We start from the raw sequence: 20,935 nt of genomic DNA on the forward strand, positions 1-20,935 counted from the left end.
CCGCCTCGCGGTCAGCCCTCCGCGCGGGCGGGCAGCCGCCATCCCGGGCGCGGGAAGTGGCAGGTGTAGCCGTCCGGGTAACGCTGGAGGTAGTCCTGATGCTCGGGCTCGGCCTCCCAGAAGGGGCCGACCGGCTCTACCTCGGTGACGACCTTGCCCGGCCACAGTCCGGAGGCGTCCACATCCGCGATCGTGTCCTCGGCGATCCGCTTCTGCTCGTCATCCACGTAGTAGATCGCCGAGCGGTAGCTGAGGCCGATGTCATTGCCCTGGCGGTTCTTGGTGCTCGGGTCGTGGATCTGGAAGAAGAACTCCAGGATCGCTCGAAAGTCGGTCTTCGCGGGGTCGAAGAGGATCTCGATGGCCTCCGCGTGCGTGCCGTGGTTGTGGTACGTCGCGTTCGGCACGTCACCCCCGGTGTATCCGACCCGGGTCGCCGTCACGCCCGGGAGTCGGCGAATCAGCTCCTCCATCCCCCAGAAGCACCCGCCCGCCAGCACGGCCCTCTGCGTCTGCACAGCCATTACGGCCCCTCCAATATCAGTCAGCTCGGTCGCTCGGGCTGCTCGGCTCACACACCACCGGCATCCCGGCCCACCCCGCTCAACGCGCGAGGGGCCCCGGCGATTCCGTGCCGTCCGACCGGCCCTGCGGTCCCGATCACCAGCCCGCGCCCCTTTGATCGTCATCGTCCGCATCGCGCCCCGCGGGCACGCCCAGCCCCGGTCGCGGCCTTCCGCCTCGCGTGCGAGCCTGGATTCATGATCCGGAAAACACCTGGTCACCTGCCCGTGCGGGGAAGCTGACGGACGGTGGGCGCCAGGCTGGGGGGAGGCTCGAAGGGAGTTGCGCCGCATGGTCCCGGTTGCCGCGTCACCTGTGCGTCTCGAAGCGTTTCTCGATCCCCGGCTGTCCAGATGGCTGTGGCTGGTGAAGTGGCTCCTCGCCATCCCGCACTACATCGTGCTGTTCTTCCTGTGGATCGCGTTCGTCGTCGTGACCGTCATCGCGTTCTTCGCCATCCTGTTCACCGGCCGATACCCCCGGTCCCTCTTCGACTTCAGTGTCGGCGTGATGCGCTGGAACTGGCGTGTCAGCTACTACGCCCACACCGCGCTCGGCACCGACCGGTATCCGCCGTTCACCCTCGCGGACGTGCCCGACTATCCGGCGCATTTCGACGTCGCCTATCCCGAGCGCCTCTCCCGCGGCCTGGTGCTGGTGAAGTGGTGGCTGCTGGTGATTCCGCAGTACGTCGTCGTCGGGATCTTCGTCGGCGAGTGGGGCTGGGCCTGGGAAGGAGGAAGCGGCTGGCACGGCGGTGGCTTGATTCCCTTTCTCTCCCTGGTCGCCGTGATCATCCTGGCGTTCACCGCCCGTTATCCGGTCCACCTCTTCGACTTCCTGATCGGCCTGGCCCGCTGGGTCGCGCGGGTCACCGCCTATGCCGCCCTACTGACCGATCAGTACCCGCCGTTCCGTCTCGACATGGGCACGCAGGACTCCCCGCCGACGAAGACCTCGGTGAGCAAGGAGACGTAGCCCCGCGCTCAGCCGTCGAGGGAATCTCGGTTGCCTCCGACGGCCCGGTGGGGGCTAGATACCACCTCAGTTCGCCGGCCACCGCGTGGCGCTCACGGTCCCGCCGCCGTCCCGGGACGAGGACTACACCGCGAGCGCGCCCGGCAGCGGCGCGAACCCGTCCGCCGGGACCGGGATACAGGTCCGCGACGGGAACAGCGTGGCCTGGCGCCGCGCGCAGATCCCCGCGGCGAGTGGATTCGGCAATGCCCGCTCGGTCGCCCTCGCGCAGTCGGTGATGGCCTGCGGAGGAGCGGTGCGCGGGGTGCGGTTGCTGTCGCGGGCGGGCTGTGACCGCGCCTGGGTGGAGCAGTTCAGCGGCGAGGACCGGATCCTGGGCATACCGGTGCGCTACGGCCTGGGCTACGGGCTGTTCGGCAGCACCTACGGGTGGGGCGGTTGGGGTGGCTCACTGGTGATGATCGAACCCGACGCGCGCACGGTGGTGGCGTACGTGACGCATCAGATGCGCGAACCCGCGGAGGACCAGCGGGGTTTGGAGATCGTCATGTCCGCCTACGACGGCCTCAATGGTCTGCGCGCCTGATCCCGCTCGCTTCGCGATGAACGCGCCGCCCTCTTGCCGCGATCGGCCGCAGGCGCTTCACTGATCGCTGCTCACCCCCCACAGGAGAACACCCGTCCCACCCAGCCGAAGGGTTTTCTCTTGAACGACAGACGTGCCACCACCATGGCCCGCACCACCTTCATGGCCCGCATCACCGCCGTCGCCGCGGCCGCCTGCGCCGCCGTGCTCGCGACCGCGCTGCCCTCGTCCGCGATCAACTCCTACAACGCGACCCCGGCGCCGGAGCGCACCGAGGTCGGCGCCCTGGTCGCCACCTGGGACAACGACGCCAACCCGGCCACCCCGGACCGCGTCGACTGGGTCTGCTCCGGCACCATGATCGACGGGAACACCTTCCTGACCGCCGCCCACTGCACCACCGACTGGCCGGCCAACGTGAAGTTCTACGTGTCCCTTGACCAGGACGTCCAGGCCGGACTCGACGCCGCTGCCAAGCAGTACCCGGGCGATCCGGCCGCGCAGGCCAAGGCCGTCGGCGTCCAGGGCACCGCCCACACCGACCCCGCCTACCCCGGCCCCGCCTCCGACCCGCACGACATCGCGGTGATCGATCTGCCCGCCCAACAGCTCAAGGCGCGCTGGACGTTCACCCCGGCGACCCTCCCGACCGCCGACCAGTTCGGGGCACTCGGCCCTCAAGGGCTCAACGCCACCGACTGGTTCGTCGCCGGGTACGGCACCCAGGAGGCCGTCAACGGACCGGGCGGGCAGACCCACCCGGGCGGTGGTGTCCGCATGAAGGCCCCGGTGACCTTCGACGCCCTCAACAACGCGTGGATACGGCTGGCCATGACCGCACCCCAGGGCAACGGCGGTGCCTGCTACGGCGATTCGGGCGGCCCCAACTTCGCGGTCGTGGGCGGCAAGAACATCCTCGCCGCGACCACGATCACCGGCGACACACCGTGCTACGCCACCAACGTGGCCTACCGCCTCGACGCCCCCGGAGCCCGGGCGTTCCTGTCCCCCTTCGTCAAGCTGCCCTAACGGCTGGGCGGTTCCCGTCCTTCCGCCGACCGCGGTGCCCCGCGAGACCGGCGGAGGGACGGGGCGGCCGGCCGAGCCCGAAGGCGTCAACTGCCGCTGCCGTACGGTCGCGTGAGGATCTCCAGGTTGTGGCCGTTCGGGTCGTCGAAGTACGTGCCCCGGCCGCCGTCGTTGTGGTTGATCTCGCCGACCCGGCGATGGAACGGGTCCGCCCAGTACGTCAGGCCGGCGGCCCGGACACGGGCGAAGATCGTGTCGAAGTCGTCCTCGGAGACGAGGAAGGCGTAGTGCTGCGGGGTGATCGGGCCGGGGGTGTCGATGTAGTCGAGGGTCACGCCGTTCGGGACCTCGACGGGGATGAAGGGGCCGTACTGCGGGCCCACTCCGAGTCCCAGGATGTCGGCGAGGAACCGGGCCGAGGCGTGCTTGTCGTGTGCGGCGACGATGGTGTGGTTCAGCTGGACGGTCATCGTGCGGGCCTCCTCGCGCCGAGTGCGGGCCTCCTCCGTACCGACCATACTCCGCGGCAGGTTAAGGTAAGCCTTGCCTTAGCAAACTGGTTCATTGGTAAAGCAGTGCAACGGTGCCGGCACCATCGGTGGACCACCACAGCGTCGGAGTCCTCGTGCGTGCATCAGCAGTGACGGCCGTCCTGGCCGCGACCGTGGTCGGAGGGCTGCTCGCCGGCTGCTCGTCCTCGGACGGGGGCGGTGAGAGCGCGGCGAAGGCGGACGGGGCCCGCAACCCCGTTATGGGTGCCTCGAAGGGGGCCACGGAAGGGCCGTCCGCCGCGCCGAGCGCGCTCGCCGACGGCATGGGTGCCGACCCCGACACCGACGGAACGTTCCCGCGGACCGTGACCCACGTGCAGGGCACGACGACCATCAAGGCCGAGCCGAAGAAGATCGCCGTCCTCAGCACGGGGCAGCTCGACGACCTGCTGTCCCTGGGGATCGTGCCCACGGCGACGACGCGCGCCGACAACGCCGGGCTCGTGCCCGACTACCTCGCCGACGCCTTCCCGAAGGACAAGGCGCGGCTCGCCGACATGACCGACGCGGGCACCCGGCAGGCGCCCAACCTGGAGTCCCTCGCCGCGGCCGAGCCGGATCTGATCCTCGCCAACGACTCGCTCGGCGAGCTGTACCCCAAGCTGTCGAAGATCGCGCCGACCGTGATCACCGCGGGCAACGGCATCAACTGGAAGCGCGACCTGCTCCTCGTCGGCGCGGCCGTCGGCAAGGGCGAGGCGGCCCAGGACATGCTGGACGACATCACCGCCGACGCCACGGCGAAGGGTGCTGACCTCGGCGGCCCCACCATTTCCATGGTCAGGTTCACGCCCGACCGCACCCGGATGTTCGGCGTCTCGTCCTTCACCGGGTCCATCGCCGTCGACATGGGACTGTTGCGGCCCAAGTCGCAGCAGTTCAACGCGATTTCCGAGGACATCGGCCCGGAGAGCGTCGACACCGCCGACGGTGACTGGATCTTCTACTCCGTCCAGGGCGACGCGTCCGAGACCGACGCCGCGAGTATCGTCGCCGGGCCGCTGCGGAAGTCGATGAAGGCCGTCGTGGCGGGACAGGCCGTGAAGGTCGACGACGACCCCTGGTACCTCAACGCCGGTCCCACCGCCGCGCGTCTGGTGATACGACAGCTCGCCGAGCACATCGGCAAGTGAGCCCGAAACGCCTCGCCTGGCCGGCGGCCGTCCTCGCGGTGGCCGCCGTCGGCATGCTCAGCCTCGCCGCCGGCACCCGCGCGGTGCCGCTGTCGGCCGTGTTCGACGCCCTGCTGCACGGCGGGGGTTCGCCGGACGCCCTGGTCGTACGGTCGCTGCGGGTACCCCGTACCGAGGTCGGGCTGACAGCTGGTGCCGCGCTCGGCGTCGCGGGCGCCGCGCTCCAGGCCGTGACCCGCAATCCGCTCGCCGATCCCGGCATCCTCGGGCTGAGCCAGGGCGCCGCGGCCGGGGTCGTCCTCGCGATCGGGTTCGGGCTGGCGAACGGCTTCGCAGGGTACGTCTGGTACGCCTTCGCCGGTGCCGTCGTCGCCGCGTTCCTGGTGTACGCGATCGCCGCGCGGGGGCGGGACGGGGCGTCGCCGGTGAAGCTGGCGCTGGCGGGGACTGCGCTCTCCGCGATGACCGCCGGGGGCACGACCGTCGTCCTCACCTCCAGCTCCGCCACGCTCGACCAGTTCCGGTTCTGGCAGGTGGGGGCGCTGAGCGGGCGGGACGCGGACACGGTCGTACGCATGCTGCCGTTCCTGGCGGGGGGTGCGGTGCTGGTGCTGGCCTGCGCTCGGGGGCTGGACGCGCTGGCGCTGGGGGACGAGACGGCGCGGGCCCTGGGGCATCGGGTTCGGGTCCGGCTGTGCCTCACCGTGCTGGGGGTCGTCCTCGCCGCCACGGCGACCGGCGCCGCGGGACCGATCGGCTTCGTCGCGCTGACCGCGCCCCAGCTGGCCCGCCGCATCACCCGGACTCCTCAACTGCCGCTGCTGTGCTCGGCGTTGACGGGCGCGTTCGTCCTGGTCGCCGCCGACCTCGCGGCCCGCACGCTGCTGCCCCCGCTGGAGATTCCGGTCGGCGCGCTCACGTCCCTGGTCGGCGGGCCGTATCTGCTGTGGCTGCTGGGGCGTCGTACGGCGACACGGTGAAGGGCCCCGGGAAACCAACACCCGGGGCCCTCGCTCACACGACCAGGATCAGATCGTCGCCGTGTCGATCACGAACCGGTACCGCACATCGCTGCTGACCACTCGCTCGTACGCGTCGTTGATCTCGGACGCGCCGATCAGCTCGATCTCCGAGCCGATGCCGTGCTCCGCGCAGAAGTCCAGCATCTCCTGGGTCTCGGCGATGCCGCCGATCGCCGAACCGGCGAGGATCTTGTTGCCGCCGATGAGGGAGAACAGGTTCAGCGCGATGGGCTCCTCCGGGGCGCCCACGTTCACCAGGGCGCCGCCCGTCTTCAGCAGGCTGAGGTAGGCGCCGAAGTCCAGCGGGGCGGACACCGTGGAGACGATGAGGTCGTAGGAGCCGGCCAGCTCCTCGAACGTCTTCGGGTCGCTGGTCGCGTAGTAGTGGTCGGCGCCCAGCTTCAGGCCGTCGTCCTTCTTGCGCAGGGACTGCGAGAGGACCGTGACCTCGGCGCCGAGCGCGTGCGCGATCTTGACGCCCATGTGACCGAGGCCGCCCAGGCCGATCACCGCGACCTTCTTGCCGGGCCCCGCGCCCCACTGCTTCAGCGGCGCGTACGTGGTGATGCCCGCGCACAGCAGCGGCGCGGCGACGTCCAGGGACAGGCCGTCGGGGATGCGGACGGTGAAGTTCTCGTCGACGACGACGTGCGTGGAGTAGCCGCCGTACGTGGGCTCGCCGTCCTTGCCGATGGCGTTGTACGTGCCGACCGAGCCGCCAGTGCAGTGCTGCTCCTGGCCGGCCTTGCAGTTGTCGCACTCACGGCAGGAGTCGACGAGACAGCCGACACCGACCCGGTCGCCGACCTTGAACTTGGTCACGCCGGGGCCGACCTCGGAGACGACGCCCGCGATCTCGTGGCCCGGGACCATCGGGAATATCGCCTCGCCCCAGCCCTCACGGGCCTGGTGGATGTCGGAGTGGCAGATACCGGCGAACTTGATGTCGATCAGGACATCGAACTCGCGGACCGCACGACGCTCGATGGTGGTGCGCTCCAGCGGAGCCTTGGGGGCGGGGGCGGCGTACGCAGCAACAGTGGTCATGCCGGGGGTTCTCCTAGCGATGGTGTCGCGCCCGGCTGCCTTCCGACCGGGCACGGAGACCAGCCTGCCCTACGGATCGACATTCACCCAGGCCACGGCTCGGCCTATGTCCGCTGGTCCTACCACTGGCGGGGTCAGGCTGCTGTGCGTACGACCATGAATACTGGAGGCATGGACGTACAACCCGAACCCGCGCCGGGACCCACCCCTGAGGCCGGTGGGTCCCTGGACCGGCGTGCCGAGCTCAGCGAGTTCCTGCGCACCCGGCGGGCCCGGCTGAAGCCGGAGGAGGTGGGGCTGCCGGACTTCGGGCGGCACCGCCGGGTGCCGGGGCTGCGCCGGGAGGAACTGGCACAGCTGGCCGGGGTGTCCGTGGCGTACTACACACGCCTGGAACAGGGCAACGGGCGGAACGTGTCGACGGAGGTCCTCGACGCCATCGCCCGCGCGCTGCGGCTGACCGACGCCGAGCACGCCCATCTCACGCATCTGGCGAAGCCCAAGCAGCACAAGAAGAAGCAGGCCGCCCCCAGCCACCAGGTGCGGGGTGCGCTGCGGCAGCTGCTGGACACGATGGAGGGCATTCCCGCGTACATCGTGGGCCGGCGCTCCGACATCCTCGTCTGGAACCGGATGGCCGCGGCGGTCTTCGGCGACTGGGCGCGGCTGCCGCCGCAGGAACGGAACTGGGCGCGGATGGTGTTCCTCACGCCGGAGTACCGCGAGCTGTTCGTCGAGTGGGAGCAGAAGGCGACCGACATCGTCAGCTATCTGCGGATGGACGCGGGCTGCCACCCGGACGACCCGCGGCTGTCCGCCCTGGTGGGCGAACTCTCCGTGAAGAGCGGGGAGTTCAGGCGGCTGTGGGCCACCCACGACGTCAAGGAGAAGAGCCACGGCGTCAAGCGGATGCAGCATCCGCTCGTCGGCCGGCTGGAACTCTCCTTCGAGACGTTCAAGCTGATCGACGACCACGAGCAGTCCCTGATCACCTATCACGCCGAGCCGGGCTCCCCGTCGGCCGAAGCCCTGCGTCTGCTGGCCAGCTGGGGCACGGACGCGACGCGGGCCGGTACGGGGACTTCGACGCCGGCGCCCTGAGAGCACCGGCGCCCTGAAAGCACCGGCGCCGACGCGGCGCAGCAGGGTGCCCGCGTCAGCCCTGGTACGGCGGTGCCGCCCCCCACGTCCACTTCGGCACCGGCTGTTCCGCCGGCGGCGTCGCGTCCGGGCCGGAGAAGTACACGGCCAGCCGCGTGCCCCACTCCACATACGCGAGGAACGCCGAACGGAACTCGGCGTCCGTCGGCAGGCCCGCCTCGTCCGCCGCGTCCTGGATCAGGTTCACCCAGCGGCGCCGCTGCGGCTCGGTGATCCCGCGGCCCATGTGCTTGGCGACCATGTGCCCGTGCCCGCCCTGGGTCTCGGAGTAGGCGGGCGGACCGCCGAACACCTCGGCGAGCCACAGCGCCACGTGCTCGGCGTGCTCGGGGTCGAGCCCCGCGAAGACGGGGGCGAGCACGTCGTCCGCGAGGACCTTCTCGTAGAAGACCGTCGTCAGCCGGGCGAAGGCCTCCGCGCCGCCCGCCCACTCGTAGAGCGTGGGCACGGCGGAGCCCGTGCCGCGGACCGTGGTCGGCTTGTAGTGCCGCATCTCCTCTATGTACGGGATGAACGGCCGGATCTCGGCGAGGAAGTCGGGGAACAGCTCCGACTTGCGGAAGCCCTCCAGGTGGTCCTCGGTCGAGGTCCAGGTGATGCGCAGGACGAAGTGCTCGAAGTCCTCCTCGCATCGATCCAGCTCGAAGTCCACGCACTGCGGCGCCGCGGCCAGCAGGGCGGCGGCCTTGGTGTAGGCGGACAGGAACACCGCCGACTGCTCTTCGGGGATGCGGTACCGGACGTATTCGACGGTCTGAGTCGTCATGTGCCCACACAAACACGAGAGGCCTGCCGGAGGCTGTACCTCCGGCAGGCCTTTCGCTCAGGGCCTACTCACCCGTCGTACTGGTACGGCTCACGTGCCGTGGTACGCGTTGTAGATCACTTGCCGTAGTACGCGTTGTAGATCGAGATCGTCGACTTGTTGCCCTTCTTGTCGGCGATCTTTGCCTGGAAGGAGATGGCCTTGCCCTTCGCCGGGTTCTTCACGGTGATCTTGCCGTCCTTGACGGTGACCTTCTTCCAGGTCTTGCCGTCGTACGACACGTACACCGCCAGCGACTTCAGGTTGGAGCCCTTGGCCGCGCCCTCGACGGTGACCGGGATCGAGACGGTCTTGCCCGCCTCGACCTTGCTGTCCAGGCCCGTCTTGGCCTTGAAGCGGACCGTGGAGGCCGGGAGGGTGGCCGTGTCGTCTCCGGTCGGCTTCTTCGAGCGGAAGGTCCAGCTCGCGTCGATCCGGGTGGAGGCGGCGGCGACCTTGGCGCTCCGCTTGACCGAGGTGATCAGCTTGTACTGGGCGTCACCGGCCGGGACCTTGAAGATCCCCTCACCGAACAGCGGGTCGGCGTTGGTGCCGACCTTGGTGCCGTTGCGGTACAGCGACGTGGCCACCGACGTGAAGTCCGAGGAACCGGCGTGGCCGGCCCCGTCGGCGAACAGCGGCAGCAGGCCGTAGATGGTGTTGCCGTCGCGGAAGAGCCCGTAGTCCGCGTTCAGGTGCGGGCCGAAGACCGCCGTGTTGAAGGTCTTCGTGTACTTCTTGCCCGCCTTGAAGGTCTGCGGGTCGCCCAGCGTGTAGAACGCGTCGACGATCGGGAAGCCGTCCGCGTCCTTGCCGCTGTACTGCTCGAGGTCGAAGGTCCACTGGATCTTGTCGGCCGTCGAGAGGTACAGCGTGCGCGCACCCGGCAGCTTCTGCTCCACCGGGAAGCCCAGCACCAAGTCCTCGGGGAAGAAGCCCCAGGTGACGAGCCCGCCGGACTTGCCGGAGGCGGCGGCGCCGAGGTTGTTCTTCACCGTGGCGAGTTCGCTCGCCTTGAAGTGCCGGACCTTGTCGCCCTGGATCTTCTTGACCTTGGCGGTGGTGGCCACGTCGTACTCGGCGTTCGCGCCCTTGGTCCACTGACCGTTCCAGGTCTGCGAAAGGCCGGTGACCTCCCCGCCCAGGTGGGCCATGCGCAGGTCGGCGAAGGACTCGAGGCCGATGCCGATGCCGATGCCGGCCGGCTCGTAGAAGTAGTTGCTCATCGCGGCCGTCTGCTTGGCCTGGGCGTCCGGCACCGTGATGTCGGCCGCCTTGGTCCTGCGGGCGTCGATCGTCACCGAGGTGTTCTTGGTGACGCTCAGTTTCGGCTGGACCAGCCAGTCGAGGCCGCCCTCAAGGTTCACGAAGTCCTTCGCGATCCAGGCGTCCAACAGGTAGGTGCCCTTGGGCAGCCGCATGGTCGTGGTGCCGGAGGCGGCCGTCGGGACCTGGTAGGCCCGGCCGTCGCCCAGGCCCGAGTAGCCGAGGAGAATGGTGTTGTAACCGTCCGTGGGCTGCCCGTCGCGGCCGACGTGCTTGATGGTGACGTCGTACGACTGCACCTCACGGTTGACCGCCGCGGCTGTACGGACGCTCTGGCCGCCGCCGGTCGCCGTCACGTACGCGGAGTACGCGCCGTCGAGTGTGCCGCCCAGCTTGGTGTTGACGGTGACGTCCACGGACGCCTTGCCGCCGTTCGCCGGGACGGTCACCTTCGTCGCGCCGAGCTTGAAGAAGCCGGCCGGAGCCGCCGCGCCCTTGGGGTTGGTGGCGGTCGCCGACAGGGTGAGCGTGACGTCCTTCGTACCGAGGTTTCGGTACGTCAGCTGCTTGGTGTCCGGCTTGTCGTCGGTGTGCGGCCACTGCTGCGTGCCGAAGCTCACCGACACCGGGTCGGCGATCACGGTCTGCTTGATGGCCTTGTCGACCTGGATGCGGCCCGAACCCTGCTGGAACGGGGTGTACTTGCCGCCCTTGGCGGAGGCGGTCAGTGCGCCCTTGAGTTCGGCGTAGGTCCAGTCGGGGTGCTGCTGCTTGAGGATCGCGGCGGCACCGGCGACGTGCGGGGTGGCCATCGACGTACCGGAGATGGTCAGGTAGCCGGCCGGCTTCTCGCCGACCTCCTGCTCGATGAGGCTGCCCTTGGCGGACGCGGCCGTGATGTCCACGCCGGGCGCGGTGACGTCCGGCTTGATGGCGCCGTCGCCGAGGCGCGGGCCGGTCGAGGAGAACTCGGCGAGCTTGTCCTTGTCGTCGACGGCGCCGACGGTGAGCGCGGCGTCCGCGCTGCCCGGCGAACCGACCGACTCCGGACCGGAGTTGCCGGCCGCGATCGCGAAGAGGATGCCCTTCTCGTCGGACAGCTTGTTGACCTCCGCCTCCAGCGGGTCGAGCTCGGGCGTGTCCTGGCCGCCCAGGCTCAGGTTGACGACGTCGGCGCCCTGCTCGGCTGCCCACTCCATACCGGCGAGGATGCCTGAGTCGTCGCCGGAGCCGGTGTCGTCGAGGACCTTGCCGGCGAGGATCGACGCGCCGGGTGCCACACCCTTGTACTTGCCGCCGGACTTGGCGCCGGTGCCCGCCGCGATGGACGCGACGTGCGTGCCGTGGCCGACGTGGTCCTTGTCGTTGGTGGAGGTCGAGAAGTTCTTGGCCGCGATCACCTGGTTCTTGAGGTCCGGGTGGGTCGCGTCGACACCCGTGTCCAGGACGGCGATCTTGACGCCCTTGCCGTTGTATCCGGCGGCCCACGCCTTGGGGGCGCCGATCTGCGGCACGGACTTGTCGAGGGTGGCCTTGCGGACGCCGTCGAGCCAGACGTGCGCGACGCCGGAGGCCGTCTTGTCACCGTTGGTGACCGCGTCCCACAGTTCGGGCGTGTCCTGCTGCGGCGTCTGCACCGCGTCGGCGTTCAGGGACTTCAGGGTCCGGCGCAGGGTGCCCGCGTCACGGACGTCGGCCTTGGTGGCGGTCGCGGCTCCCTGGTAGCCGACGATGACCTTCAGGCCGTTCTTCTGGGAGGTGCGGGTCGCCGACTTGTTGAGCTCGGTGATGTCGAAGAGCCGCTGGTCGAGCTTGCCGGTGGCGACCAGATGGGCCGCGTCGGCCGGGATGACGAGCGTGTGGCCGTCGACCTTGCGGATCTGTACGGGTATGTGGTCGCGCCCCTTCGCCCGTTCCAGGCCGACGACGCGGCCCTTGGAGTCGACGGACACGCGGTCACCCGTGATCAGGGTGATGCGGTGGTGGGACGTGAGCGGGGCAGCGTCGGTCGCACGCTGCTCGGGCTTCGCCGACGCCGGGCTGGTCATGCCCGCCGCCAGGGCCACGGCGGCCGCCGTGGCGATCGTGGCCGCGCACGCTCTTTTCACTTGTCTGCGCAAGTTTCCCCCTTGCAGAAGTACCGGACGAATTCCCCGTTCGTCCGGCCGGGGGCGATTACGCACGCATGCCCGTGCACCCCCCGGAACTCGCAGTATGCCGGGGGGTGTTCAAGCACCTCAATAGACAGGCGGCTGACAGGAAGGGTCTGTTACACGATCGCCGGGTAAGCGAATAACCCCGGCCATTTCCGAATGTCGTCCCTACGAGGCGGCGTTCTCCTTCACCGTGATCTTCCCCTTGCGGATCGTCGCCACCCGCGGGGCCTTTTTCGCGATCGAGGAGTCGTGGGTGACCATGATGAAGGTCAGCCCGAGCTCCTTCCACATGGTCTCGAGTACGTCCATGATCTCGTCGCGCATCGACTCGTCGAGGTTTCCCGTGGGTTCGTCGGCCAGCAGCACCTTCGGCTGCTTGACCAGCGCGCGGGCGATGGCGACGCGCTGCTGCTGGCCGCCGGACATCTCGCCCGGCAGATGCCCGAGCCGCTCGCCCAGCCCGACCGACCTCAGCGCCTCGGCGGCCCGTTCACGCCGGTCCTTCACCTTCACGCCGAGCGGAACGAGTGCGGTCTCGACGTTCTCCTGCGCGGTGAGCGTCGGGATCAGGTTGAAGCTCTGGAACACGAAGCCGATGTTCTCGCTGCGCACCTTGGTGAGCCGGGCCTCGGACAGCCTGGCCATGTCCGTGCCGTCGAGGACGACTTCACCGGACGTCGGCCGGTCGAGGCCACCGAGCATCTGGAGCAGCGTGGACTTGCCGCCGCCGGTGGGGCCCTGGATGACCAGGCGGTCGCCGTCGGCGATGGTGAGGTCGACGCCGTCGAGGGCGTCGACGGTTTCCTTGCCGCGGGTGTAGCGCTTGGTGACGCTCTTGAGTTCGTACATGGTGGGTGCTCCTGGGTGGGGTTCGGGGTGGTGCGGATTGCTCGTGACTGCGGGCCGGTGGGGGCTGGTCGCGCAGTTCCCCGCGCCCCTGGGGAGGTACAGTCCCGCCGGCCGAAGGTGAGCGTTACTCGACGCGCCGCAGCGCATCCGCCGGTCGCAGACGGGACGCACGCCATCCGCCGAACGCACCCGCGATCAGGCCGCCCGCCACCGCGAGCCCCACCGCGATCGCTACCGTCGTCACGCTCACCGGTGCCGTCAGGGCCACGTCCAGGGTCTTGGCCGCCGCCTGGCGGCCGGGGCCGCCGAAGCCGCCGCCCCCGCCGGGACCGCCCGTGCCCCCGCCCCCGCCCAACTGCGCCTGCAGCGTGGGGCTGATGGCCGTCACCACGTACGCTCCCGCCAGGCCGAGCGCGATGCCCAGCGCACCGCCCAGCAGCCCGTTGACCATCGCCTCGCCGACCACCTGCCGGGTCACCCGCCCCGACTTCCAGCCCAGCGCCTTCAGCGTGCCGAACTCGCGCACCCGGCGGGACACCGCCGAGGAGGTCAGCAGACCGGCGACCAGGAACGCGGCGATGAGCACCGCGATCGACAGCCACTTGCCGACGCTGGTGGCGAGGGAGGAGGCGGTGGAGAGGGAGCCGGACACGGTGTCCGCGAGGTCCGCCGAGGTCGTCACCGTCGTACCCGAGATGTTCTTCTGGATGGTCGACTTGACGCTGCCGATCTTCTGGGAGTCGGTCGCCTGGACGTAGATCGTGGTGACCTTGTTCTTCGCGTCACTGAGGGTCTGGGCCTGCGTCAGGGGGATGTAGACGTTGGCCGCCGCGTCACCGCTGTCGGCCGTGGCGACGCCGATCACCTTGTACTTGACGCTCTTGATGGTGACCGTGCTGCCGACCTTGAGCTTCTTCTCCTTGGCGTACGCCGAGTCGACGACGGCCACCTTGGCGTTCGTCTCGGACGACGTGAACGTACGACCGCTGGTGATCTTGGAGGAGGTCAGCGGGCCGAGGGCCGACTCGGTGACGTCGGTGCCGTAGACGGAGTAGTTGTCGACGTCGAAGTTGGCGCCGCCGCCCTGTACTTCGCCCTGCGGCTGGCCCGTGCCGCCGGGAGCGCCCTGTTGGTCGCCGCCCTCGCCCTGCTGGACCTGGCCGCGGGTGAACTGGCCGTTGACCTTGATGACCTGCAGGCTGAGGCCGCCCACCGCGTCCGAGACGCCGGTCTGCTCGCCGACCTTGGCGACGGTCGCGGTGGAGAGGGTCTCGAAGCCCTGCACCAGGACGCGGTCGGTGCTCTGCTCCGCGTCGGAGTCGCCGTCCTGGGCGTCGAACTGGAAGCGCGGGCGGTCGGAGGCACTGGCCTGCGGCTGGGCCGCCTTGGTGACGGTCATGTCCGTGCCCAGCCCGTAGAGGGACTGGAGGACCTTGTCCTGGGCCTTGCCCATGCCGGAGGACACGGAATTGACCACGATGACGAGCGCGATACCCAGCGCGAGGCCGGAGGCGACGACGAGGGCCGCTTTTCTGCGGCGGCGCAGCTCGCGCCTCAGGTAGGTGAAGAACATGGCCGCAAGGTAGGTACGGCGTGTGATGAAGGGATAAGGCTGAAATAAGAGAAGCATGAGAAGGCTGAGATGGGCCCCGGAAACACCGATGCCGCCCCTGGGGGCGGCATCGGAAAGCTGTGAATTCCAGGTCGGTCGGAGTCGGTCGGGCCCGAGGCTCAGACCGCCGAACCGGCCTTCCAGTCGGCCCAGCTCATGTTCCAGCCGTTCAGACCGTTGTCCGGCGCGACCGTCTTGTCGCCGGTGTTCTGGACGACCACCACGTCACCGATGATCGAGCTGTTGTAGAACCAGGCACCCGGCGTGTTCGGGTCGTTCGCGCCCTTGGTGTCCGACAGGCCCACACAGCCGTGGCTGGTGTTCACGCTGCCGAAGATGGACTTCGCGCCCCAGTAGTTGCCGTGCACGAAGGTGCCGGAGGTGGTCAGACGCATGGCGTGCGGTACGTCCTTGATGTCGTACTCGCCCTTGCCGTCGTCGTCGGTGAAGCCGACCGTCGCGCCGTTCATCCGGGTCTCCTTGAACTTCTCGGAGATCACCATCTGGCCCTCGTACGTGAGGTTGTCGGGCGAACCGGCGGATATCGGGATGGTCTTGACGGTGTTGCCGTCCTGTGTGACCTTCATCTGCTTGGTCTTCGCGTCGACGTACGTCACCTGGTTGCGGCCGATCTTGAAGGTGACCGTCTTCTGCTGGACGCCGTAGACCCCGTCGGCACCCTCGACACCGTCGAGCGCGAGCTTCAGCGTGACGGTGGAGTTCTCCTGCCAGTAGTCGTCGGGCCGGCAGTCCATGCGGTTGGTGTTGAACCAGTGGCAGACGACCTCCTGCCCGCTGGTGGAGGAGACGGTGACGCCCTTCTGGACGGCCGACTTGTTGGTGATCGCCTTGTCGAAGTTGATCGACACGGGCATGCCGACACCGACGGTGGTGCCGTCGTCCGGCGTGAAGGTGCCGATGAAGCTGTTGGCCGGGGAGACCGTGGTGAACGAGGCGTTCTCGTGCGCGACGCGGCCGTCGGCGTCCTTCGCCTCCGCCGCCAGCTTGTAGGTGGTGGACCGCTCCAGCTGGACGGTGGGCTTCCAGCTGGTCTTGTCGGCGGATATCTCGCCGGTGACCGCGGTGCCGTCTGCGGTCGTCATCGACACGTCGGTGAGCGTGCCCTTGCTCACGGTGACGGCGGCGGAGTTGTTGATGGAGGCGTTGTCCGAACCGTCCTTCGGCGTGATCTTGATCTGGGCCTCGGAGGTCTTCTCGGCCGCGGCCTCGTCGACCTTGGCCTGTGAGGTGTCCTTGCCGCCGTCACTCGCGGAGGAGTCGTCTCCTCCGCTGGAACACGCCGAAAGCACCAACACACCGCCGAGCAGTGCGGACGCGACCGTCAGGCCCTTGCGCCGCCTACTGTTGGTCATCACACGCTTCTCCATCGTTGCCGAATCCCCAAAACCCCAGAGAGTCCCCGTCAAGAACCTTTAACGCTACGACCGGTTCGTCCCGTTCCACATGCTCCGAAGGTGTGGGGCACACCACGTTCGCGGAGGCGAGTGGTGCCGGTGTCGGTCCGTGCGCCCCATGAGACGACGAAACCCCGGACAGCGGTTGCCGTCCGGGGTCACGATTTCCCCAAGGAACGTCAGCCGACCCGCTCGTCCTCGTGGTCGTGCGCGACATCGCCGTCGCCGTCGTACTCGTCTTCGTCCGCCGTCTCGTCTTCTGCGTCGACATCATCGTCGTCGAGGTCCCAGTTGGGCGAATCGGGGTCGTAGTCGATCCGCTCGCTGGACCAGGACGCCTGTGCGAGTTCGACCCCCGGGATCTCGCTGACCAGGTCGAACGGGTCGACGAGGTACGCGAGGCCCTCCGCGGTGTCTTCCGTCACAGCGCTCTCGGCGTGTGCCCGTTCGTCGGCCGGCATGTCGGTGTCGTCCGCGATCCGCCCCAGCGCGGCCTCGGTGACGGCCCCGGCGTCGTCGACCTCGAGGACCAGCTCGACACGAAGCCGTACAAATCGTGATGTCTCTGGAGTGCTCATGTCCCGGAGCGTACGACTCTTGCCTCCCGTCACTTTCCCGTGACCCGCGCCTTTCACTAACATCGCCGTACACGGCCAATTCGCCAGCGCCACAAGGGGATAGATATTCCGTGTCATCCGTTCGCCGTCCGTTGCTGACCGCCACCGCCGCGGGGACCCTTCTGGGCGCCCTGTGGTTCGTCCCCTCCGCGAACGCGACGGGGGACGAGCCGGCCAGAACGCAGCCCTCCGCGACCCCGACGTCGCAGGTCACGACCCAGGCACGGGCCGCATCCACGGACATCGGCAGCACCACCGGCGAGGGCACCCATCTCGCCGACACGGGCAGCTTCGACACCACTCCGTACATCGCCGGCGGGACCCTGTTCCTGGCCATGGGCGCCGGGTTCGTCGTGTATTCGGTACGGCGGGAACGCCTCGGTTTTTGAACTCGCTTGACGCGTTCTTGAAGAAGCCTTCATAGTCCGCTCATGAAGAGATCATCGGGCGCGCGCATGGGCGCCACGGTTGCCGTGAGCGTGCTGTCGCTCGCCCTCGTCACAGGGTGCTCCGACGACGGGTCGGACGACTCCAAGGACTCCGCCGGCTCCGGGGCCTCCTCGTCGTCGCCGGCCGCGACCACGGTCGCGAAGGCATACAGCGCCGCGGAGCTGGAGAAGCTGCTGCTCGCGCAGGGCGAGATCAAGGGTTACAAGGTCACTTCCGGCGACAACACCCTGCCGAAGGCCAAGAGCGTGCTGAAGAACATCGACAAGGCCGAGTGCGAGCCCGTCGCCTACGCCATGGCCGCGCTCCCACCGGGCGACACGGACGCGAACGCGAGCAACACCGTCACCGAGGACGCCCCGACGGACGCCCCCTCCACGGACGACTTCGCCGAGGCCTTCAACCTCACCGCGACCTACGTGGGCCTCTCCTCGTACGAGGGTGACGGCGCGGAGAAGGCCTTCAAGGCCGTCTCCGACGGGGTCGCGGCCTGCTCGGGCGGATTCGGCTTCACCGCCGACGGTACGGACACGAAGATCTCCAAAATCACCTCCGAGAAGGCCTCGGGCGCGGGTGACGAGTCGGTGGCGTTCGCCGTGGACTCCGGGGCGGACGGCGAGTCGGGCACCTTCCACACCGAGGTGGTCCGGCACGGCAGCACCATCGCCACGTACTACTCGGTGAACTTCGCGCTTCTCTCTTCCGGCAAGCCGTACGACGTCCCGGCGGCCGTGATCGACGCGCAGGCCGCCAAGCTCAAGTGACCCCTCGGGCCTTGTCGGTCTCCCGACCGACAAGGCCCGTTCTTCTTGTTACCGCAGCGGCCCGGTGACCGTCTCCGCCGCCGCGACCAGGTGCCCGGCGCGTACGAACGCGTCCGCCGCGGCGAGGTCGGGCGCGAGGAACCGGTCCGGCCCCGGGCCCTCCACCCCGGCCTCCCGTACGGCGTCGATGACCGCCCGGGACGCCGGCGCCGGGGTCAGCCCCTCGCGCAGTTCGACGGCGCGCGTGGCGGCGTACAGCTCGATGGCGATGACCCGGGTGAGGTTGTCGACGGCCGAGCGCAGCTTGCGGGCGGCCGACCACCCCATGGAGACGTGGTCCTCCTGCATCGCGGAGGACGGGATCGAGTCCGCCGACGCCGGTACGGCGAGCCGCTTCATCTCGCTGACCAGCGCCGCCTGCGTGTACTGGGCGATCATCAGCCCGGAGTCGACGCCCGGGTCGTCGGCGAGGAACGGCGGCAGCCCGTGGCTGCGGTTCTTGTCGAGCAGCCGGTCGGTGCGACGCTCGGCGATGGAGGCGAGGTCGGCGGCGGCGATGGCGAGGAAGTCGAGGACGTAGGCGACCGGGGCGCCGTGGAAGTTGCCGTTGGACTCGACACGTCCGTCGGGCAGGACGACGGGGTTGTCGACGGCGGAGGCCAGTTCGCGGTCGGCGACGAGGCGGGCGTGAGCGAGCGTGTCCCGTCCGGCGCCGGCGACCTGCGGGGCGCAGCGCACGGAGTAGGCGTCCTGGACGCGGGGCGCGTCGTCCTGGTGGTGCCCGGTGAGCTCCGAACCCTTCAGCACGGCCAGCATGTTGGCGGCGCTGGCGCCCTGCCCCGGGTGCGGGCGGATGGCGTGCAGTTCGGGGGCGAGGACCTTGTCGGTGCCGAGCAGACCCTCCAGGGTGAGGGCCGCGGTGATGTCGGCGGACTTGTAGAGGGTGTCCAGGTCGGCGAGGGCCATGACCAGCATGCCGAGCATGCCGTCGGTGCCGTTGAGGAGGGCGAGGCCCTCTTTCTCGCGCAGTTCGACGGGGGCGATCCCGTGCTCGGCGAGAAGCTCGCCCGCGGGCCGTACGCCACCGTCCGGACCCTCGGCCTCCCCCTCGCCCATGAGCGTGAGGGCGCAGTGGGAGAGCGGGGCCAGGTCGCCGGAGCAGCCGAGTGAGCCGTACTCGTGGACTACCGGGGTGATGGCGGCGTTCAGGACGTCGGCCATGGTCTGCGCGACCTCGGGGCGTACGCCGGTGTGTCCCGAGCAGACGGTCTTGAGCCGCAGGAACATCAGGGCCCGTACGACCTCCCGCTCCACCCGCGGCCCCATGCCGGCGGCGTGCGAGCGGACGATGTTGCGCTGCAGCTGGGCCCGCAGTTCCTGGCTGATGTGCCGGGTCGCCAGGGCACCGAAGCCGGTGCTCACGCCGTAGACGGGTTCGGGCTTGGCCGCAAGCTGGTCCACGATGCCGCGGGCCGCGGCGAGGGCCGCGACCGCCTCCGCGGAGAGCTCGACCCGGGCGCCGGCGCGCGCCACGGCGAGGACGTCGGACGCGGTGACCCCGGTGGTCCCCACCACCACAGTGTGCATATCCATATTCAGGAGCGTACGCAGTGAATTCCAGGATGTCACCAGTGGGGGCCGGGATTGCCCCTTACCAATGGGTCACACTTCAGCCACGCCCACGGAAGCGGCGGCGCTCGCCGGGCGGCTGGTCGGCGGAGGGCTCGTCGGCCAGACGTACGACGGGATCGCAGGGCCCCTGCCGTCCGGCGACGACCGGCCGGGTGGCCCGCTCGGCCTTGGCCCGGTACTGAGCCGCGTCGGCCAGCCGGAACAGCCGCCGGGCGGAGGCCACGGGCCCGATGGGGTCCTCGGTGGACGCGACCCCGCAGGCGACCCCTTCCCCCAGCTCCAACTCGGATGCTCTGCGGCACAGTTCGTCGGCCGCCTTGACGACCTCGTCGGCCGACGGTCCGACCGCGAGCAGACAGAACTCGTCACCGCCGAGGCGGGCGGCGAGGGCGCCGGGGAGCATGGCGCCGCAGAGGGAGAGGACCGAGCCGAAGCGTTCGAGGAGGCGGTCGCCGACCGCGTGGCCGCGGGTGTCGTTGACACGCTTGAGGCCGTTGATGTCACAGACGACGAGGCTGACGACCGCCCCGTCCTTCTGGTGCCGCTCGACGGCCTCGTCCAGGCCGACGTCGACCGCGCGGCGGTTGGCGAGGCCGGTCAGCGCGTCGGTGAACGCCAGCCGCCGTACCTCCTCCAGCCGCTCGGTCTGGGCGATACCGGCGGCGACGACGGACGCCAGGACGGTGGCGAAGTCGGCGTCCTCACGGCCGAAGACGGGGGCGCCGACGGGACGGGCGACATAGAGCTCGCCCCAGGCCCGGCCGTGCAGCACGATCGGCGCGATGACGCAGCAGCCGCGGCCTCTGCGCCGCAGGGCGGCGACGCGCTGATGGACGTAACCGGGGCGGCGTCCGGCGGCAGGTCCTTCGGCGGTCTCGACCCATGCGTGGGGTTCGCCGCCCCCGGCCCAGCGCTCGTGCAGGAACTCGGTGATCTCCGCGAACTGGTGGACCGGGTAGGCCTCGTCCTCCGGGAACTCGTCCTCGTCCTCGGCCCGCTCCCCCACGTTCACCAGCACCCGCAGCCGGCCGAGCTCCCGCTCCCACACGGACAGCGCGGCGAAGCTCCCGCCGAGCGCGCGGCACCCTCCGCTCGCGGCAGCCCACCACACCTCCCGCGAGCTGTGCGCCGCGGCCATGCCCTGAGCCAACGCGACGACGCCCGCGAGCCGACTGTCCTCACCCATTACTCCAGGTTAGGGAGGTTCAGGACGAACCGGTCACTTTCCGCGCCGCAGGGGTGACCACCCCTGGGGGCTCCGCCCCTTGGTCCACAGGTGCACCACTGGGCGAGGGCCACTT

At 69.6% G+C, this 20,935-nt stretch carries 18 protein-coding genes and 1 pseudogene; 8 read left to right on the forward strand and 11 right to left on the reverse strand.

Annotated features, from left to right (window positions below; genetic code table 11):
* Positions 1 to 11 precede the first annotated feature (11 nt).
* Positions 12 to 524 carry a peptide-methionine (S)-S-oxide reductase MsrA gene (gene msrA, locus ACFYO2_RS10970; protein WP_388347074.1) on the reverse strand — a complete coding sequence of 171 codons (513 nt, stop codon included), beginning with the start codon at positions 522 to 524 and terminating at the stop codon, positions 12 to 14.
* A gap of 331 nt (positions 525 to 855) precedes the next feature.
* On the opposite strand from msrA, the gene ACFYO2_RS10975 reads away from it, so the two are divergent.
* From ACFYO2_RS10975 to ACFYO2_RS10985, 3 genes and pseudogenes are all read left to right on the forward strand, one after another.
* Positions 856 to 1,542: a DUF4389 domain-containing protein gene (locus ACFYO2_RS10975; protein ID WP_388347076.1), complete on the forward strand. Its 687-nt coding sequence runs from the start codon at positions 856 to 858 to the stop codon at positions 1,540 to 1,542.
* A gap of 41 nt (positions 1,543 to 1,583) precedes the next feature.
* Positions 1,584 to 2,128, forward strand: a pseudogene (locus tag ACFYO2_RS10980) (serine hydrolase); the annotation flags it as partial.
* Positions 2,129 to 2,248: 120 nt separating this feature from the next.
* Positions 2,249 to 3,157 carry a trypsin-like serine protease gene (locus ACFYO2_RS10985; RefSeq protein WP_388347077.1) on the forward strand — a complete coding sequence of 303 codons (909 nt, stop codon included), beginning with the start codon at positions 2,249 to 2,251 and terminating at the stop codon, positions 3,155 to 3,157.
* 86 nt (positions 3,158 to 3,243) lie between these two features.
* Here the strand turns inward: ACFYO2_RS10985 and ACFYO2_RS10990 are convergent, their stop codons facing one another.
* Complete coding sequence (locus ACFYO2_RS10990; RefSeq protein ID WP_388347079.1) at positions 3,244 to 3,627, reverse strand: VOC family protein; 384 nt, start codon at positions 3,625 to 3,627, stop codon at positions 3,244 to 3,246.
* 155 nt (positions 3,628 to 3,782) lie between these two features.
* Here ACFYO2_RS10990 and ACFYO2_RS10995 point away from each other — a divergent pair, with 155 nt between their 5' ends.
* Together ACFYO2_RS10995 and ACFYO2_RS11000 are read left to right on the forward strand one after the other, a co-directional pair.
* Entirely contained in the window at positions 3,783 to 4,841 is a 1,059-nt protein-coding gene (locus tag ACFYO2_RS10995; RefSeq protein ID WP_388347081.1) for an ABC transporter substrate-binding protein, read from the forward strand.
* On the forward strand, positions 4,838 to 5,821 hold the full coding sequence (locus tag ACFYO2_RS11000) for a FecCD family ABC transporter permease (protein ID WP_388347083.1): 984 nt from the start codon (positions 4,838 to 4,840) through the stop codon (positions 5,819 to 5,821). Before ACFYO2_RS10995 ends, ACFYO2_RS11000 begins: the two co-directional genes overlap by 4 nt.
* 48 nt (positions 5,822 to 5,869) lie before the next feature.
* Here ACFYO2_RS11000 and ACFYO2_RS11005 read toward each other — a convergent pair whose 3' ends face one another.
* Positions 5,870 to 6,910 carry an NAD(P)-dependent alcohol dehydrogenase gene (locus ACFYO2_RS11005; protein ID WP_388347085.1) on the reverse strand — a complete coding sequence of 347 codons (1,041 nt, stop codon included), beginning with the start codon at positions 6,908 to 6,910 and terminating at the stop codon, positions 5,870 to 5,872.
* A 171-nt stretch (positions 6,911 to 7,081) separates the two neighbouring features.
* Between ACFYO2_RS11005 and ACFYO2_RS11010 the strand changes: the two genes are divergently transcribed.
* Positions 7,082 to 8,011: a helix-turn-helix transcriptional regulator gene (locus tag ACFYO2_RS11010; RefSeq protein ID WP_388347087.1), complete on the forward strand. Its 930-nt coding sequence runs from the start codon at positions 7,082 to 7,084 to the stop codon at positions 8,009 to 8,011.
* A gap of 55 nt (positions 8,012 to 8,066) precedes the next feature.
* Here ACFYO2_RS11010 and ACFYO2_RS11015 read toward each other — a convergent pair whose 3' ends face one another.
* The 6 genes from ACFYO2_RS11015 to ACFYO2_RS11040 all read right to left on the reverse strand — a co-directional run bounded on the left by ACFYO2_RS11015 (position 8,067) and on the right by ACFYO2_RS11040 (position 16,752).
* A complete protein-coding gene (locus ACFYO2_RS11015) occupies positions 8,067 to 8,837 on the reverse strand; it encodes a group II truncated hemoglobin (RefSeq protein WP_388347089.1) in 771 nt (256 codons plus the stop codon).
* Between the two features lie 116 nt (positions 8,838 to 8,953).
* On the reverse strand, positions 8,954 to 12,190 hold the full coding sequence (locus ACFYO2_RS11020) for a S8 family serine peptidase (protein ID WP_388347579.1): 3,237 nt from the start codon (positions 12,188 to 12,190) through the stop codon (positions 8,954 to 8,956).
* Between the two features lie 273 nt (positions 12,191 to 12,463).
* A complete protein-coding gene (locus tag ACFYO2_RS11025; RefSeq protein WP_388347091.1) occupies positions 12,464 to 13,147 on the reverse strand; it encodes an ABC transporter ATP-binding protein in 684 nt (227 codons plus the stop codon).
* Between the two features lie 124 nt (positions 13,148 to 13,271).
* Complete coding sequence (locus ACFYO2_RS11030; protein ID WP_388347093.1) at positions 13,272 to 14,720, reverse strand: ABC transporter permease; 1,449 nt, start codon at positions 14,718 to 14,720, stop codon at positions 13,272 to 13,274.
* Between the two features lie 158 nt (positions 14,721 to 14,878).
* Complete coding sequence (locus ACFYO2_RS11035; protein WP_388347095.1) at positions 14,879 to 16,132, reverse strand: Ig-like domain-containing protein; 1,254 nt, start codon at positions 16,130 to 16,132, stop codon at positions 14,879 to 14,881.
* A gap of 221 nt (positions 16,133 to 16,353) precedes the next feature.
* Positions 16,354 to 16,752, reverse strand: coding sequence for a hypothetical protein (locus ACFYO2_RS11040; RefSeq protein ID WP_388347097.1), 399 nt, complete (start codon positions 16,750 to 16,752; stop codon positions 16,354 to 16,356).
* Between the two features lie 131 nt (positions 16,753 to 16,883).
* Here ACFYO2_RS11040 and ACFYO2_RS11045 point away from each other — a divergent pair, with 131 nt between their 5' ends.
* Positions 16,884 to 17,180: an LAETG motif-containing sortase-dependent surface protein gene (locus ACFYO2_RS11045; RefSeq protein ID WP_388347581.1), complete on the forward strand. Its 297-nt coding sequence runs from the start codon at positions 16,884 to 16,886 to the stop codon at positions 17,178 to 17,180.
* Between the two features lie 42 nt (positions 17,181 to 17,222).
* The gene (locus ACFYO2_RS11050; RefSeq protein WP_388347098.1) at positions 17,223 to 18,002 is read left to right on the forward strand and encodes a hypothetical protein; all 780 of its coding nucleotides are present in this window, start codon (positions 17,223 to 17,225) and stop codon (positions 18,000 to 18,002) included.
* Between the two features lie 48 nt (positions 18,003 to 18,050).
* Here the strand turns inward: ACFYO2_RS11050 and hutH are convergent, their stop codons facing one another.
* Both hutH and ACFYO2_RS11060 read right to left on the reverse strand, forming a co-directional pair.
* Positions 18,051 to 19,589: a histidine ammonia-lyase gene (gene hutH / locus ACFYO2_RS11055; RefSeq protein WP_388347583.1), complete on the reverse strand. Its 1,539-nt coding sequence runs from the start codon at positions 19,587 to 19,589 to the stop codon at positions 18,051 to 18,053.
* Positions 19,590 to 19,671: 82 nt separating this feature from the next.
* Positions 19,672 to 20,820 carry a diguanylate cyclase domain-containing protein gene (locus tag ACFYO2_RS11060; RefSeq protein WP_388347100.1) on the reverse strand — a complete coding sequence of 383 codons (1,149 nt, stop codon included), beginning with the start codon at positions 20,818 to 20,820 and terminating at the stop codon, positions 19,672 to 19,674.
* Positions 20,821 to 20,935: the final 115 nt, after the last annotated feature.

Origin of the sequence: Streptomyces sp. NPDC006602 (genome assembly GCF_042870385.1) — a bacterium.
Taxonomy (GTDB): domain Bacteria; phylum Actinomycetota; class Actinomycetes; order Streptomycetales; family Streptomycetaceae; genus Streptomyces.